General features: G+C 58.6%; 9 protein-coding genes. 5 read left to right on the top strand and 4 right to left on the bottom strand.

The features are described 5' to 3' along the window. Window positions 1-2 precede the first annotated feature (2 nt). The 3 genes from I9184_RS13715 to I9184_RS13705 form a co-directional block, all read right to left on the bottom strand. Complete coding sequence (locus tag I9184_RS13715; RefSeq protein WP_209834859.1) at window positions 3-2,405, bottom strand: FAD-dependent oxidoreductase; 2,403 nt, start codon at window positions 2,403-2,405, stop codon at window positions 3-5. A 111-nt stretch (window positions 2,406-2,516) separates the two neighbouring features. After that, window positions 2,517-3,146 (bottom strand): glutathione S-transferase, encoded by a 630-nt coding sequence (locus I9184_RS13710; protein WP_209834857.1) that lies wholly within the window; start codon window positions 3,144-3,146, stop codon window positions 2,517-2,519. 18 nt (window positions 3,147-3,164) lie between these two features. Continuing rightward, window positions 3,165-3,686, bottom strand: a complete 522-nt coding sequence (locus I9184_RS13705) for a class I SAM-dependent methyltransferase (RefSeq protein ID WP_171636701.1) — start codon at window positions 3,684-3,686, stop codon at window positions 3,165-3,167. A 209-nt stretch (window positions 3,687-3,895) separates the two neighbouring features. Between I9184_RS13705 and I9184_RS13700 the strand changes: the two genes are divergently transcribed. From I9184_RS13700 to I9184_RS13680, 5 genes are read left to right on the top strand one after another with little or no spacing between them, the layout of a single operon-like run. After that, window positions 3,896-5,668, top strand: coding sequence for an ABC transporter ATP-binding protein (locus tag I9184_RS13700; protein WP_171636699.1), 1,773 nt, complete (start codon window positions 3,896-3,898; stop codon window positions 5,666-5,668). Continuing rightward, window positions 5,661-7,574, top strand: coding sequence for an ABC transporter substrate-binding protein (locus I9184_RS13695; protein WP_209834855.1), 1,914 nt, complete (start codon window positions 5,661-5,663; stop codon window positions 7,572-7,574). Before I9184_RS13700 ends, I9184_RS13695 begins: the two co-directional genes overlap by 8 nt. A gap of 14 nt (window positions 7,575-7,588) precedes the next feature. Beyond that, on the top strand, window positions 7,589-8,617 hold the full coding sequence (locus I9184_RS13690; RefSeq protein ID WP_152457137.1) for an ABC transporter permease: 1,029 nt from the start codon (window positions 7,589-7,591) through the stop codon (window positions 8,615-8,617). Next, a complete protein-coding gene (locus tag I9184_RS13685; RefSeq protein WP_171724500.1) occupies window positions 8,614-9,768 on the top strand; it encodes an ABC transporter permease in 1,155 nt (384 codons plus the stop codon). The genes I9184_RS13690 and I9184_RS13685 overlap by 4 nt, the downstream gene beginning before the upstream one ends. Further along, window positions 9,765-11,120, top strand: coding sequence for a CoA transferase (locus tag I9184_RS13680; protein WP_209834854.1), 1,356 nt, complete (start codon window positions 9,765-9,767; stop codon window positions 11,118-11,120). The genes I9184_RS13685 and I9184_RS13680 overlap by 4 nt, the downstream gene beginning before the upstream one ends. Before the next feature lie 23 nt (window positions 11,121-11,143). Here I9184_RS13680 and I9184_RS13675 read toward each other — a convergent pair whose 3' ends face one another. Further along, on the bottom strand, window positions 11,144-13,519 hold the full coding sequence (locus I9184_RS13675; protein ID WP_209834852.1) for a mechanosensitive ion channel family protein: 2,376 nt from the start codon (window positions 13,517-13,519) through the stop codon (window positions 11,144-11,146). Window positions 13,520-13,592 lie beyond the last annotated feature (73 nt).

The following is a 13,592-nucleotide window of genomic DNA, read 5'->3' as shown; positions in this document are numbered from 1 at the left end:
GATCAGCCTCGCATCGCTTTGCCTTTGGGGTCATAAGGTGACGGCGCGATCACACGCGCCGGACGTTCAACCCCCACCACGTGAACGGACAGTTCCGTGCCCGGTTCCGCCTTGTCCCGATCGATCAGGGCCATCGCCAGTGACTTACCGGTATAGTGCCCGTAGCCGCCCGAGGTTACGAACCCAACGCGTTCGCCATTGGCCCAGACCGGTTCGTATCCGCTGGCATCTGCGTCCAGAGCATCAATTTCCAGTGTCGCCTGAATTTGCGCGGGGCCGTTGCCGTCACGTTCGGCAAGCGCGCCCGCCTTTCCAACAAAGTCCTTGTCCCAGTCGATCCAGCGGTCCATTCCGGTCATGCCCGGTGTGTAGGCCTGCGTGAACTCCGCCGACCAGATGCCAAAGCTTTTCTCAAGCCGCGTGGACAGCATCGCGTTGAAACCGCATTCGCGGATGCCTTCCTCGGCCCCCGCTTCCAGCAGGAGACGGCGCAGCTTGATATGGTCGCCATAGCGGCAGTTGATCTCGTAGCCCTTTTCTCCGGTCACCGACATGCGGGCGACGCGGGCGCGCACGAGGCCGATATCGAAATCGCCGCACCCCATGAACTTCAAGCCCGAGATATCCTGTTCCGCCAGTTTTTCCACAACCGCCTGTGACTTCGGCCCGACCACGGCAAAGCCGCAATATTCCTCGCCCAAATCACGGATATTGACGCCATCCATCATGTGATCGTCGAACCAGCGCATATGCCAGGCCCGCAGGTAATAGCTGCCCATGATCCACCAGGTCCCGTCGCCCCAATTCAGCACCGTCAGATCACCCTTCAGGCGTCCATCCTCACCCAACATCGGGGCCAGTTTCGCACGACCCGGGCCGGGGAGCTTGGAGGCCATGACATTGTCCAGCCAAGCTTCTGCGTTCGGACCGGAAACCTCGAACCGCGAAAAGCCCGAAATATCCAGCAGGCCCGCACCTTCGCGGATCACTTTGCATTCCTCGGCCACGATGTCATGCGCGTTCGAACGCTTGAGCGTCGGGGTTTCCTCGAACCCTTTCGGCGCGAAATAAAGCGGTACTTCGAGATCCCAGCTGACGCCCCATTTGCACCCTGCCTCGGTCATCGCATCATGCGCCGGTGCCATTTTCAGCGGCCGTCCGGCGGGCAGTTGCTCGTTCGGATAGGTCATCACGAAGCGGCGGGAATAGAACTGGCCCGTCGTCTCGCGGATGTAGCGCTTGTTCTGTGCAAAATCGCCATAGCGCGCCACATCCATCGGCCACGCGTCGGCCTCGGGTTCGCCATGGATCATCCATTCGGCCAGCGTCTTGCCGACGCCGCCGCCTTGCAGGAACCCGGCCATCACCGCGCAGGCGGTCCAATAGCCCCGCTTGCCCGGCACCGGACCGACCAGAGGGTTGCCGTCGGGCGAGAAGGTGAACGCACCGTTCACCCATGTCTTGATGCCCACGTTCTGGATCGCCGGATAGCGTTCGAACCCCAGCGTCAGTTCGTTTTCGATACGGTCCAGCTGCTCCTGGAACAGCTCTTCGCCATAATTCCACGGCGCGCCGTCCATGGCCCAGTGTTCGTGATCGACCTCGTAGATTCCGACCAGAACACCCTTCTGATCCTGCCGCATATAGGTGAAGCCCTCGAGATCCACGGTCATCGGCATCTCGAAATCGGCCGCGGCGACCTCGGGCACCGTGTCGGTGATCAGGTAATGGTGTTTCAGCGGAGAAACCGGCAGTTCGACCCCTGCCATGCGTCCCACCTGCTTGGCCCACAGGCCGGCGGCGTTGACCACATGTTCGCAGGTGATCGTGCCCCTGTCGGTCACCACCTGCCAGCCATCCGCCGTCTGGATCAGTTCCTCGACCTTGGTTTCCTCGTAGTATTCGGCACCGCGCTTTTTCGCGGCGGTGGCATAGGCCTGCACGGTGCCTGTGGTGTCGATATAGCCTTCGCGGTCGGCCCACATCGCGCCCAGAATGCCGTCGGTGGACATGATCGGGCAGCGTTTCTGCGCCTCTTCCGGGCTCAGCAATTCACAATCGTCAATGCCTATGGACTGGAAGATGCGGTAATTGGCCTGCAACCACTCCCACCGCTCGGGGGTTCCCGCCAGCGTCAGACCACCGGTCATGTGCAGGCCGATATTCTGGCCTGATTCCTTCTCGATCTCGCTGAGCAGATCAATGGTATAGGCCTGCAAAGACGCCATGTTCGGATCGGCATTCAAAGCATGAATGCCTCCCGCTGCGTGCCAGGACGACCCAGACGCCAGCCGCCGCCGTTCCAACATGACGACATCCGACCAGCCAAACTTGGCCAGGTGATACAGAACCGAGGCCCCGACAACGCCTCCTCCGATGACCACGACGCGATATTGGGATTTCATCCCGACCTCCCCTGAACAGAATCTGAGGAGACGCTAGTGGCACTGTTCACATCTGTCTAGACATTTCTGTACAGTGCTGATCACAACGCAACCCGGCACGGTTCAGCAGGTTTACAGACTTGCGCTTGGACGAGATTGGATGGCTTGAAACCACGCAAGGGTGGCCGCGTTGTCTTCCGGGATACGCATCTTGATGACGCGGGCGAAATCGACAAAAACGAAAGCCGAGATATCCGCCAGGGAAAACACGTCACCGGCCACAAACGGGCTTTCCGTCAGACGTGTTTCCAGCATTTCAAAGAAGGACGCCACACGCTCGCGCCCGCGCTGTGCAAGTTCGGGAATCTGCGCATGATTGGAAGGGCCCGGAATGGCGCGATCCTTGAAGGCGGGATGTCCATTGCGCAATGCCTCGGCAATCGGTGCCCCGCCCTGATGTTCGACGATCGCGTTCCACATCAGAACCAAACCTTTTTCCTTGGGGGTTCGGCCCATCAAAGGCGGTTCCGGAAACTGTGCCTCCAGAAAAGCCGCAATGCCCAGATTTTCTGTCAGAACGGTTCCGTCATCCGTTACCAGAACCGGGATCGTGGCCCGTGGGTTCACAGCGCGAAAGGCTTCGCTCAACTGTTCACCTTTCGCAATCGAGACCTCACGCGTTTCGATATCCAATCCTTTTTCGGCAATGAACATCCGCGCACGACGAGGGTTTGGAGCAGTGGAGCAATCGTAGAAAATCATGCCGTTACTCCTTTTCGGTCAGCGGCGATATATGAAACAGCGCCCTTCGACGGCGCCTTCGGGCAACGGCATCTCGGTCAGCCCTTCGAAATACATCCGATCACTCGAGACCATCAGCCCGCCCGGAGCAAGCAAAGGCTCGATGAGCGGAGATACAAACCGCGCGAATTTGTCATTCTTTTCGCGATTGTGCCCGCCAAGATCCGCGTGGATCAGGCTGGCTGACGCACCGAACCGTTCAACCGATGCAGGTAGGGTATCCCGCACATCACCCAGAATCACGCGATCTTCGGGCGGGGTCGAGTCGGGGTGCGAGGCCACCGCGCGTTCGAACACATAGACCGGGCGACCATCCATGTGCTGCACAAGATGGTGATACGTACGCCCGTTGCCCAAACCCAATTCGAACACCGGACCTGTCATGCCCGCAGTGTGCCGGATTGCGTGATCCAGACAAGCGCGCTGAGACACCATGCGATCGATGAACAGATCCAGACGGCTTTGATTCTCGGACACCGGAAAATATCTCCTTGATACCATTCGAGAGCATAAATGCGCCCGATGCCGTCCTTGATGGCAAAATCTCAAGACTTTGTGTAGCGACGAAGCCCATAGTTTCACGATTTCGCGACATTTCGGCCCAAGAACGGGTTTGACTAGTCGGGCGGAACCGCGCGACACTGAACAAAAAATCACGGGGAGTTGAAGTAACCGATGTCATCGAACGGTCAAACGGGTGGAAAACCCGCATGAGCGCGTTGTTGTCCGTAAGAGACCTCAGCATCGGCTTTGGTACGGGCAATTCCGTGGTCACGGATGTGAACTTCGATGTCGAAGCCGGACAGACGCTTGCCCTTGTCGGAGAATCGGGATCGGGAAAAACAATCACATGCCGCGCAGCCTTACGTATCCTGCCCCGCACGGCACAAATTCGAAGCGGCACGATTACCCTGAACGATTCCAAGGGCATGTGCGAGCTCACCACGGTTTCCGAACGTGAGCTGCGCGACATCCGCGGCAATCGGGTTTCAATGATCTTTCAGGAGCCCATGAGATCGCTGTCCCCGCTGCACAAGATCGGCAATCAGGTCAGCGAGGTTTTGTGGCTGCATCGTGGGCTGTCCGAGTCCGCGGCGCGCAAAAAGGTCCTGACGCAATTCGAACGCGTCGGTTTCCCTGATCCACAGCGTGCCTATGACTCCTACCCATTCGAGTTGTCCGGCGGTATGCGCCAACGTGCCATGATCGCCATGGCAATGGTGTCCAAACCCGAATTGCTGATCGCGGACGAACCGACCACCGCACTGGATGTGACCACGCAGGCGCAGGTTCTGGGCCTGATCAAGGAATTGCAGCGTGAAACCGGCATGGCGCTTATTCTGGTGACTCATGACCTGGGTGTCGTCGCCAACATGGCCGAGCAGGTCGTCGTCATGCACAAGGGACGTATCATGGAGGCCGGCCCCGCCGCCCCGATCCTGACCGCGCCCGCACACCCGTATACCAAGCAGCTTTTTGATGCCGCGCCGGAAATACCGGATCAGGATGCGGTGGGTATACCGATGCCCGACACGGATCTGATCCTGCAGATGAAGGATGTGTCCAAGACCTATACCATGCGGTCCAGCAAAGGATGGCAATCCGACAAAGCAATCTATGCCTGCCGAGGAGTCGACCTGAACCTGGCGCGCGGCAAGACTTTGGCAATTGTCGGTGAAAGCGGATCTGGAAAGACAACGGCGGCCCGCATCGCCTTGGGGGCTGAATTGCCCGACCCCGGTGGTGAAGTCCTGTTTCGTACCGCCCCCGACGCCGACCCGATCACGGTGCACAAAATGACCCGAGCCCAGCGCACAGCGTTTCAGCGCAAGGCGCAGATGGTGTTTCAGGACCCTTACAGTTCGCTCAGCCCGCGGATGCGCATCCAGGACGCCATGACCGAGCCACTGGAAATCCATCGCATCGGCACAACAGCCGAACAGCGTGACAAAGCCGCCGAGATGTTGCAGCGCGTCGGCCTGACGGGTGATATGCTCAAACGCTATCCGCACGCGTTTTCCGGAGGGCAGCGACAACGCCTTTCAGTGGCGCGGGCCATGATGCTGGACCCGCAGTTGATCGTGTGCGACGAACCGACCTCGGCATTGGATGTGTCTGTTCAGGAACAAATCCTGACTTTGCTGGAAAACCTGCAAGACAGCCTGAACCTGTCCTACCTGTTCATCTCACATGATCTGGCCGTTGTTGCACGGATCGCTGACGAAGTTGCCGTCATGAGGCGGGGTCTGATCGTCGAACAGGCACCGCCCGAAACTCTTTTCTACAATCCGCGCCATCCATACACCAAGGCGCTGATTGCCGCTCAACCCGAACCCGACATCAATCGCCCGATTGACCTTCAATTGGTTTCTCTGGGTGCCGGCGCGCCGGACAGTTGGGATGAAGCCTTTCGTTTCTCGGACACCGTGATACCCTCATTGGTGGAATTGGAACCGGGCCATAAGGTACGTTGCCATGTTTAATACCATTCGCCCTCTGCTGCTGGCCGCAATGCTGGCGTTTTCAGGGACCCTGCCCGCCGCGGCAGAGACAATCCCGACACCTCAGGAAAGCGCATTCTGGAGCGCCGAGGTTGAAAGCGGCAATCTTCCGCCAGTGCAGGAGCGTTTGCCCAAGGACCCTCTGATTGTGGATCTGGCCGCAAAAGGAAGAGAATTCGGGAAACCGGGTGGCACTCTGCGCACCATGGTCACACGATCCAAAGATATCCGGCAGATGGTTGTCTACGGCTATGCAAGGTTGGTCGGGTTCAACCAAGATTACGAATTGGTACCCGACCTGCTGGCCTCGTATGAAAACGAGGGCAATCGCAAATTCACCCTGAAACTGCGCGAAGGACACAAGTGGTCGGACGGCTCACCCTTTACCTCGGAAGACTTCCGCTATTGGTGGGAAGACGTCGCCAACAACGAGTTGCTCAGCCCGTCAGGCCCACCCGATTTTCTGATCGTCGAAGGCAAATTGCCCACGGTCACGTTTCCTGATGAGACCACGGTGATCTTCGAATGGGATGATCCCAACCCGAACTTTCTGCAATCTCTGGCACAAGCACGACCGCCTTTTATTTACCGGCCGGCCGCCTTTCTGAAACAATATCACGAGAAATACGCAGATGCGGAAGAGCTTGCCTTTCAGGTTGAAGATGCCCGGGTCAAAAGTTGGGCAGCGCTGCACAACAAGCTGGATAATCTTTACAAGTTCGACAACCACGAACTTCCCACGTTGCAGCCATGGCTGAACGCCAGCTCGGGCAAGAAAATCCGTCACAGCTTTGTGCGCAATCCCTATTATCACCGCATCGACAGCAAGGGGGTGCAGCTTCCCTATATTGACGTGGTCGAGATGGAGATCGTCGCCCCCGGTCTTGTTGCCGCCAAGACCAACGCCGGTGAAAGCGACCTGCAAGGCCGTGGCCTTGCCTTCCGAGACGCGTCGATCCTCAAGAAAGGCGAAGCACAGGGCGGATACAAAACGCTGTTGTGGAAAACCGGCGTGGCCTCGCAGGTCGCGATCTACCCGAACCTGAACTTCTCTGATGAAGTCTGGCGCAATGTATTGAGGGACGCTCGTGTTCGGCGCGCCTTGTCGCTGGCCATCGACCGGCAGACCATCAACCAGGCGCTTTACTTCAAACTCGCACACCCTGCCGCGAACTCGGTTCTTCCCGCCTCGCCCTTCTACAGTGAAGAAAACGCTGCGGCCTGGGCACAATACGATATTGATCAGGCCAATGCACTTTTGGATGAGGCTGGTCTGGATCAGCGCGACAAGAACGGCATTCGCCTTTTGCCTGACGGCCGTCCGATGGAGCTGGTTATCGAAACCGCAGGTGAGCGGCAGGAAGTCGAAAACGCGCTTCAGATCGTAACCGATACCTGGCGTGAAATCGGCGTCAAACTGGTCATGCGCCCGCTGGACAGGGACATCCTGCGCAACCGCGTTTTCGCGGGCAATTCCATGGCGTCCGTCTGGTTCGGTTGGGATGACGGTATTCCACAGGCGCATACATCTCCGGCTTATCTGGCCCCGACAGATCAGGTGTTTCTGGCCTGGCCAAAATGGGGGCAGCACTATCAGACCGGTGGCGAAGCGGGTGAGGCCCCCGACATGCCAGAGGCGCAGCGCCTGATGGAATTGGCGCATGAATGGCAAATCGCCGCGACCGATGAAGAACGCGCAGCTGTCTGGACCGAGATGTTGAAAATCCATGCCGATCAGGTCTATGCGATTGGCATCCTGAACGGCGCCCCCCAGCCCATTGTGGTGTCAAACCGCCTGCGCAATGTTCCGGAACAGGCTATGTGGGCTTGGGAACCCGGTGCACATTTCGGCATTCACCGCCCGGACGAATTCTTTTTCGCCGACTGAGCAGGAGCAGCTAAATGATCATGCTGCGCTACGTGGTGTATCGCTTTTTCACGATGCTGCTGACTTTGTTGGTGGTCTCGGTTCTGGTTTTTGTAATCATCAACCTTCCGCCCGGCGACTATCTGAGCAACCAGATCGCTGAACTTCAGGCCTCGGGCCAGTCCGCAGGTGTCGCAAAGGCAGAGTTTCTGCGCGCTGAATACGCTCTGGACCGTCCGATGTGGGAACAATACCTGATCTGGATGGGATTCTGGCCCGGACCGCACGGGTTTTCCGGGTTGATTCAGGGCAATTACGGGTGGTCCTTTGAATTCGACCGTCCCGTTTCCGAAATCGTCGGTGACACGCTTTGGTTGACGGTTGTGGTCAATCTGGCTGCAATCCTGTTTGTGTATGCCGTCGCATTGCCACTGGGCGTTATCGCCGCCGCGCGGTCCCGGACATGGATCGACTATACCTCGGCCTTCGTCGGATATCTGGGGCTAGCAACGCCGAACTTTTTGCTGGCGCTGATCCTGTTCTATTATGGCCACCAGTATTTCAACCTGCCGATCGGGGGCTTGATGGATCCGAGTTTCGAAGGCCAGCCGATGAGTTGGGAGAAACTGAAGTCCATCCTCATCCACCTGATCGTACCGACCTTCGTCATCGGTACTTCAGGGGCATCGGCGATGATGCAGCGTCTGCGCGCGAACATGCTGGACGAACTCGGCAAACCCTATGTGGAAACCGCCATCGCGAAGGGCATGGCCCCGTCACGAATGCTGACCAAGTATCCCCTGCGGGTGGCCTTCAACCCCTTTGTCGCCGATATCGGCAACCTGCTGCCGTCGATGGTGTCCGGCTCGGTTCTGGTATCGGTCGTTCTGGGCCTACAAACCATCGGCCCCACACTGCTGACTGCTTTGAAGACGCAGGATCAGTTCTTGTCGGCGTTCATCCTGATGTTCGTCGCCCTGCTGACGCTGATCGGCACGATGATTTCGGATATCCTGCTGGTGATGCTGGATCCGCGCATTCGGTATGAGGGGCGCGAGGCATGACTGATCGTCCTGACAACCGCTATGTCGATGACGCGCCGTTTGATCCGCAGGCCTCGATTCAGCAGCTGGAACGCGCCGATCTGGATGCCCCCAACTGGGTTCTGGTCTGGCGCAAGTTCAAAACCCACAAGCTGGGCCTAATCTCGGGCATTTTCCTGCTGTTTTGTTATCTAATGCTGCCCTTTGCCGGGTTTATTGCGCCTTACGGGCCAAATGACCGAAACGGAGAGCACCTGTACGCGCCGCCACAATCGGTAAACTGGTTTCACGAGGGCGAGTTCATCGGCCCACATGTCTATCCGATCGTCGCCGAGGCGGACCTTGAAACCTTCCAATGGAAGTTCGTCCCCGACACCGAAGACCCGCGCCCAATCCGGTTCTTCTGCGAAGGCTCTGAATACAAGCTGGCCGGTTTCGTACCGTCGGACACACACCTGTTCTGCCCGCCAGAGGGGACAACGCTGTTCCTGTGGGGATCCGACCGGCTGGGCCGAGACATCTTCAGCCGTATTCTCTATGGCGCACAGCTGTCTTTGACGGTGGGGCTGATCGGCATCTCGGTGTCCTTCTTTCTTGGCATCCTGTTCGGTTCGATGGCCGGCTATTTCGGCGGACGTATCGACTGGACCATCAACCGTGTCATCGAAATCCTGCGTTCGTTGCCGGAACTGCCTCTGTGGCTGGCCCTTTCCGCCGCCGTGCCTTCGAACTGGAGCCCGGTCGCGGTGTTCTTCATCATTTCGATCATTCTGGGCATCCTCGACTGGCCGGGCCTGGCGCGCTCGGTTCGCGCAAAATTCCTGTCTTTGCGGGAAGAGGAATATGTCCGGGCCGCAGAGATGATGGGGGCAAGTTCGGGCCGTGTGATCCGCAAGCACCTGCTGCCCAACTTCATGTCGCACCTGATCGCGTCGGCCACTTTGTCGATCCCGGCCATGATCCTTGGGGAAACAGCGCTCAGCTTTCTTGGCCTCGGCCTGCGCGCACCTGCGGTCAGTTGGGGCGTGATGCTGAATGACGCGCAGAACCTCGCGTCGATCGAGATCTATCCCTGGACGGCAATCCCGATGCTGCCGATCATTGTCGTGGTCTTGGCGTTCAACTTCCTTGGTGACGGGCTGCGCGACAGTCTCGACCCCTATCAGCAATGAGTCTGCTGGCCACTCTTCCCGCTGCCGGCAGCTATCACAGGGTCGGTGCCGGTATGCTGCCAAGCGCCTTTGCCGTTTCCGAACTGGCCACCGCCAGTTTCGCAGCCGTGGGGCGGGAAATGGCCCAGCTGATCCAGGCGCTCAACCTGTCCACGAAGGCACCCGAAGTCTCGATCGATCATCGGCTGGCATCTCTGTGGTTCGGCTATTCCTTCAAGCCGGATGGTTGGGACATGCCCAGTTTGTGGGATGCGGTCGCGGGCGACTACAAAGCCGCTGATGGCTGGATCAGGCTGCACACAAACCTGCCCCGCCATCGCTCTGCCGCGTTGAAAGTCCTTGGCACCCGGCCAGAGCGTGAAGCCGTGGCAAAAGCCGTCAGATCTTGGTCAGTATCGGATCTGGAAACGGCGGTTGTTGCCGAAGGTGGGGTGGCCGCTGCCATGCGCAGCCGGACGGAATGGCTTGATCACCCACAAGGCCGCGCCGTGTCGCGCGACCCTTTGATCGGTTGGCAGGGACCGCGCTATGTCAACCTGCGCGACAGACCTCGGGCCACCGCTGATCGGCCTTTGGCCGGGTTGCGGGTGCTGGATCTGACGCGCGTTCTGGCCGGCCCGGTTTCTACGCGAACGCTTGCAGGGTTCGGAGCCGAGGTCTTGCGCATCGACCCACCTGGCTGGGATGAACCGGGGGTGATCCCCGACATATCTCTGGGAAAGCGCTGCGCCTATCTTGATTTGAAATCCGAAACCGGCCTTGAACGATTGCATGGGTTGCTGGCTCAGGCGGATGTGTTCGTACACGGGTATCGACCCGGCGCGCTGGAGGCACTGGGTCTGACCCGGGCCAAACGTGACGAGCTGGCTCCGAACCGGATCGAAGTCACGCTGGATGCCTATGGCTGGCAAGGTCCATGGTCGACCCGGCGCGGGTTTGACAGCCTTGTCCAGATGAGCGCGGGTATCGCCCATGCCGGGATGGAGTGGGCGAACGCGGACAAGCCGACCCCGTTGCCTGTTCAGGCTCTGGACCACGCGACCGGCTATCTGATGGCGGCTGCCGTCCTGTCCGCACTGGCCGAGGCCGCGTCAGGCAATTCCATCATGCACGCGCATCTCTCTCTGGCGCGCACCGCCGAACTTCTGGCCGTGCTCGGCAAAGACGACGCAGAAGCTTCACCCATCAGCCCGGCAACACCGGATTACGGCACGGCGACAGAGGCGTCCGGCTGGGGGCCGGGCCATCGCCTCAACCCTGCGCTGAGGGTCGGCGAAGCGACGATGCGCTGGGATTTGCCTGCGTCGAAACTGGGCAGTTCAGAACCTGTCTGGCCGCTCGACGCCTACTGACCATCCGGTACGCAGCCGCGCCCCTATCGATCATCGCCCCCAGGGCCGATATCGTCCAGGTAATCCTCATCGATCGCTGCCTGCACCGCGCCTGTTACCGCCTCACGCTGTTTCGGCGTCAGGTCATCGGCGTCTTTGCCGTCTGCCAACCTCACGGTGACTTCGCGATGCGCGAATTTGATGCCTTCCCGCGCGAACAATTCGCGAATTTCCTGATAGACCTTCTTGCGCACCAGCCACTGATCGCCCGGTTTGGTCATGAACTTGACCCGGATGATCATCGCTGAATCCTGCATTTCGATCACGCCCTGGGACTTCAGCGGCTGTATGAAGTTTTCGCCGATCACAGGATCGCTCAGCAACTCCTGCCCCAGCTTCTTGATCAGCTTTCGCACCTTTTCCACGTCAGTGTCATAGGTCACGCGCAGCGGCAGTTTCATGATCACCCAGTCACGGGAATAGTTCGTCAGAACCTTGATTTCGCCAAAAGGAATCGTGTTCAACGCGCCAAGATGGTGACGCAGCTGGAAGGACCGGACCGAGATCTTCTCGACCGTTCCCTTGACGTCTCCGATATCGATGTACTCACCCTTCCGAAAGGCATCATCCATCAGGAAAAACGCCCCGGAAAAGATGTCTCGCACCAGTGTTTGAGATCCGAAACCGACAGCCAGACCAACCACACCGGCACCCGCAAACAGCGGGCTGACATTGATACCAAGTTCCATGAGAACGATCAGCATGATGGTCACGACCACAACGGCCAGAATTGCGCCGCGGAACAATGGCAGCAGCGTCGCCAGCCGGCTTTGTCCGCCTTCCCCGCCCTCATCGCCCAGTTCGGCCTCGGTGCCATCATCGACTTCTTCCGCTATCTTGCTGTCGATCCAGATGCGAAAGAAATGAAACAGGATGTAGCCGATGAAGATGATGACCATTACATCCAGCACGCGTGCAACCGGCAGGTCCTCGCTCCATTCCGCATCGGGATACCAAATCACCACAAGGGCATAGACACCGATCACAAAGGCCAGAATTCCAGCCACCCGACGCGCCAGATCCTCATAGGTCAGAAGATACTGTTTGCGCTGTTCTGCCTCGGGCGCTTCCACGGGCTCGGCATCCGCTTCGGCAGCGGCGGTTTCTTCGTTTATCTCGTTGATCTTGCGCGAACGGTCAAAATACCGCTCCAGCACGTAGTTCATCGCACCATAGGCAACGACGACAGACATGAAGATCATATAGCTGCTTGCGATCAGCGGCAGCGGCGTTGGGTTCTCCAGTGCAAGATCAACCGCCAGACGGAACCAGCTGAACACGACATAGACGATCAGTGCAGGTGCCCAGCCGAAGGAGACGAACCGCAACAACCACGAGACCTGATCCGGCGCTCTTCCGCCCCGGATGGCATTTGAAATGGCCCGGGCATTGAACAGGATCATCAGAATATTGCCGAAAGCGCCCACCATTGTCAGGCAACCATAGACCATGGCGTAGACGTTGTAGTTCAGCCCGAAATCCGCAACCCAGGTCGAAAACAGGACAACCGTGATGTCATAGGTCGCGAGGGCCGAAGCCCACAGATACAGCCGCTTGGCGTCCCGGTCCGAGAACGGCGGCAGCCGGTATTGACTCAGGTAAGGTGACAAAACCATCCGCCACAGATCGGACACCGTGCGCGACAGGAAGAACGCCGTGAAGATCGCCGTGACCGTAAACTGGATCGAGATATCGTCCGCCTCGCCAAAAAACAGGTATCCGACGATCAGGGCCATGAGCATGGCAAATATCGTCGCTCCGATCCCCATCAGGAACCGGAACAGAAGGAAGGGCATCTTTTCTCGGTAACCCTGCGGTTCATCCTTGATCCGCGCCACGACCCAGCGACGCGCGATGCGTTTCCCGTATATCTCGATAGACAGCCAGCGGCCCAACAACAGGAACAGGATGTTCCAGCCCAGAACTTCCACATAGGTCTGAATGCGACCGTCCGGACTGGTCTGGCGCAGGATATACTTCACTTCGAACACCGAATACGGCAGCGCCTCAAGCCGTGACTGCATGGACTCACGGAATTTCGAGAACCGCTCCTGCGCCTTCATCAGCTGCGATCCCTCACCCATGGGATTGTTCGAATCGCCCGCCGCATCATTCGTACCCGCATCCGTGCCGCCTGCCGTTGTCACAACCTGCCCGGCGCTGTCGATGACGATCACACTGGCCCCGGCTTCGCTGGCGGCGCGAATTGCGGCAGCCAGGTCACTTTCCGGCGAGGACGCAGACGAACTGTCCGCGTTGTATCCCGGAATCAAGGATGTTTGCGCTGAAACGCTTACCGGAAGCGCCAGTACAAAAGCCCACAAAGCCAGAAGTGTTGCGGCCAGAAAGGTATGTTTCATGGGGTTTTGCATCCAGTTTTTCCGATAGCGATCAGATTACAGAAGGGTTTTAGGCAGTTCAAACACTCGGGTG

The sequence above is a fragment of the Ruegeria sp. HKCCE3926 genome, from assembly GCF_017872515.1.
Classification (GTDB): Bacteria; Pseudomonadota; Alphaproteobacteria; order Rhodobacterales; family Rhodobacteraceae; genus Ruegeria.
Note: the sequence above shows the minus strand (reverse complement) of the source record. Positions and strands in the feature narration are given on the sequence as shown.

Coding starts and splice junctions, on each gene's coding strand:
- I9184_RS13715 (WP_209834859.1), bottom strand. CDS start 2,405: ATGAAATCCCAATATCGCGTCGTGGTCATCGGAGGAGGCGTTGTCGGG.
- I9184_RS13710 (WP_209834857.1), bottom strand. CDS start 3,146: ATGATTTTCTACGATTGCTCCACTGCTCCAAACCCTCGTCGTGCGCGG.
- I9184_RS13705 (WP_171636701.1), bottom strand. CDS start 3,686: ATGGTATCAAGGAGATATTTTCCGGTGTCCGAGAATCAAAGCCGTCTG.
- I9184_RS13700 (WP_171636699.1), top strand. CDS start 3,896: ATGAGCGCGTTGTTGTCCGTAAGAGACCTCAGCATCGGCTTTGGTACG.
- I9184_RS13695 (WP_209834855.1), top strand. CDS start 5,661: ATGTTTAATACCATTCGCCCTCTGCTGCTGGCCGCAATGCTGGCGTTT.
- I9184_RS13690 (WP_152457137.1), top strand. CDS start 7,589: ATGATCATGCTGCGCTACGTGGTGTATCGCTTTTTCACGATGCTGCTG.
- I9184_RS13685 (WP_171724500.1), top strand. CDS start 8,614: ATGACTGATCGTCCTGACAACCGCTATGTCGATGACGCGCCGTTTGAT.
- I9184_RS13680 (WP_209834854.1), top strand. CDS start 9,765: ATGAGTCTGCTGGCCACTCTTCCCGCTGCCGGCAGCTATCACAGGGTC.
- I9184_RS13675 (WP_209834852.1), bottom strand. CDS start 13,519: ATGAAACATACCTTTCTGGCCGCAACACTTCTGGCTTTGTGGGCTTTT.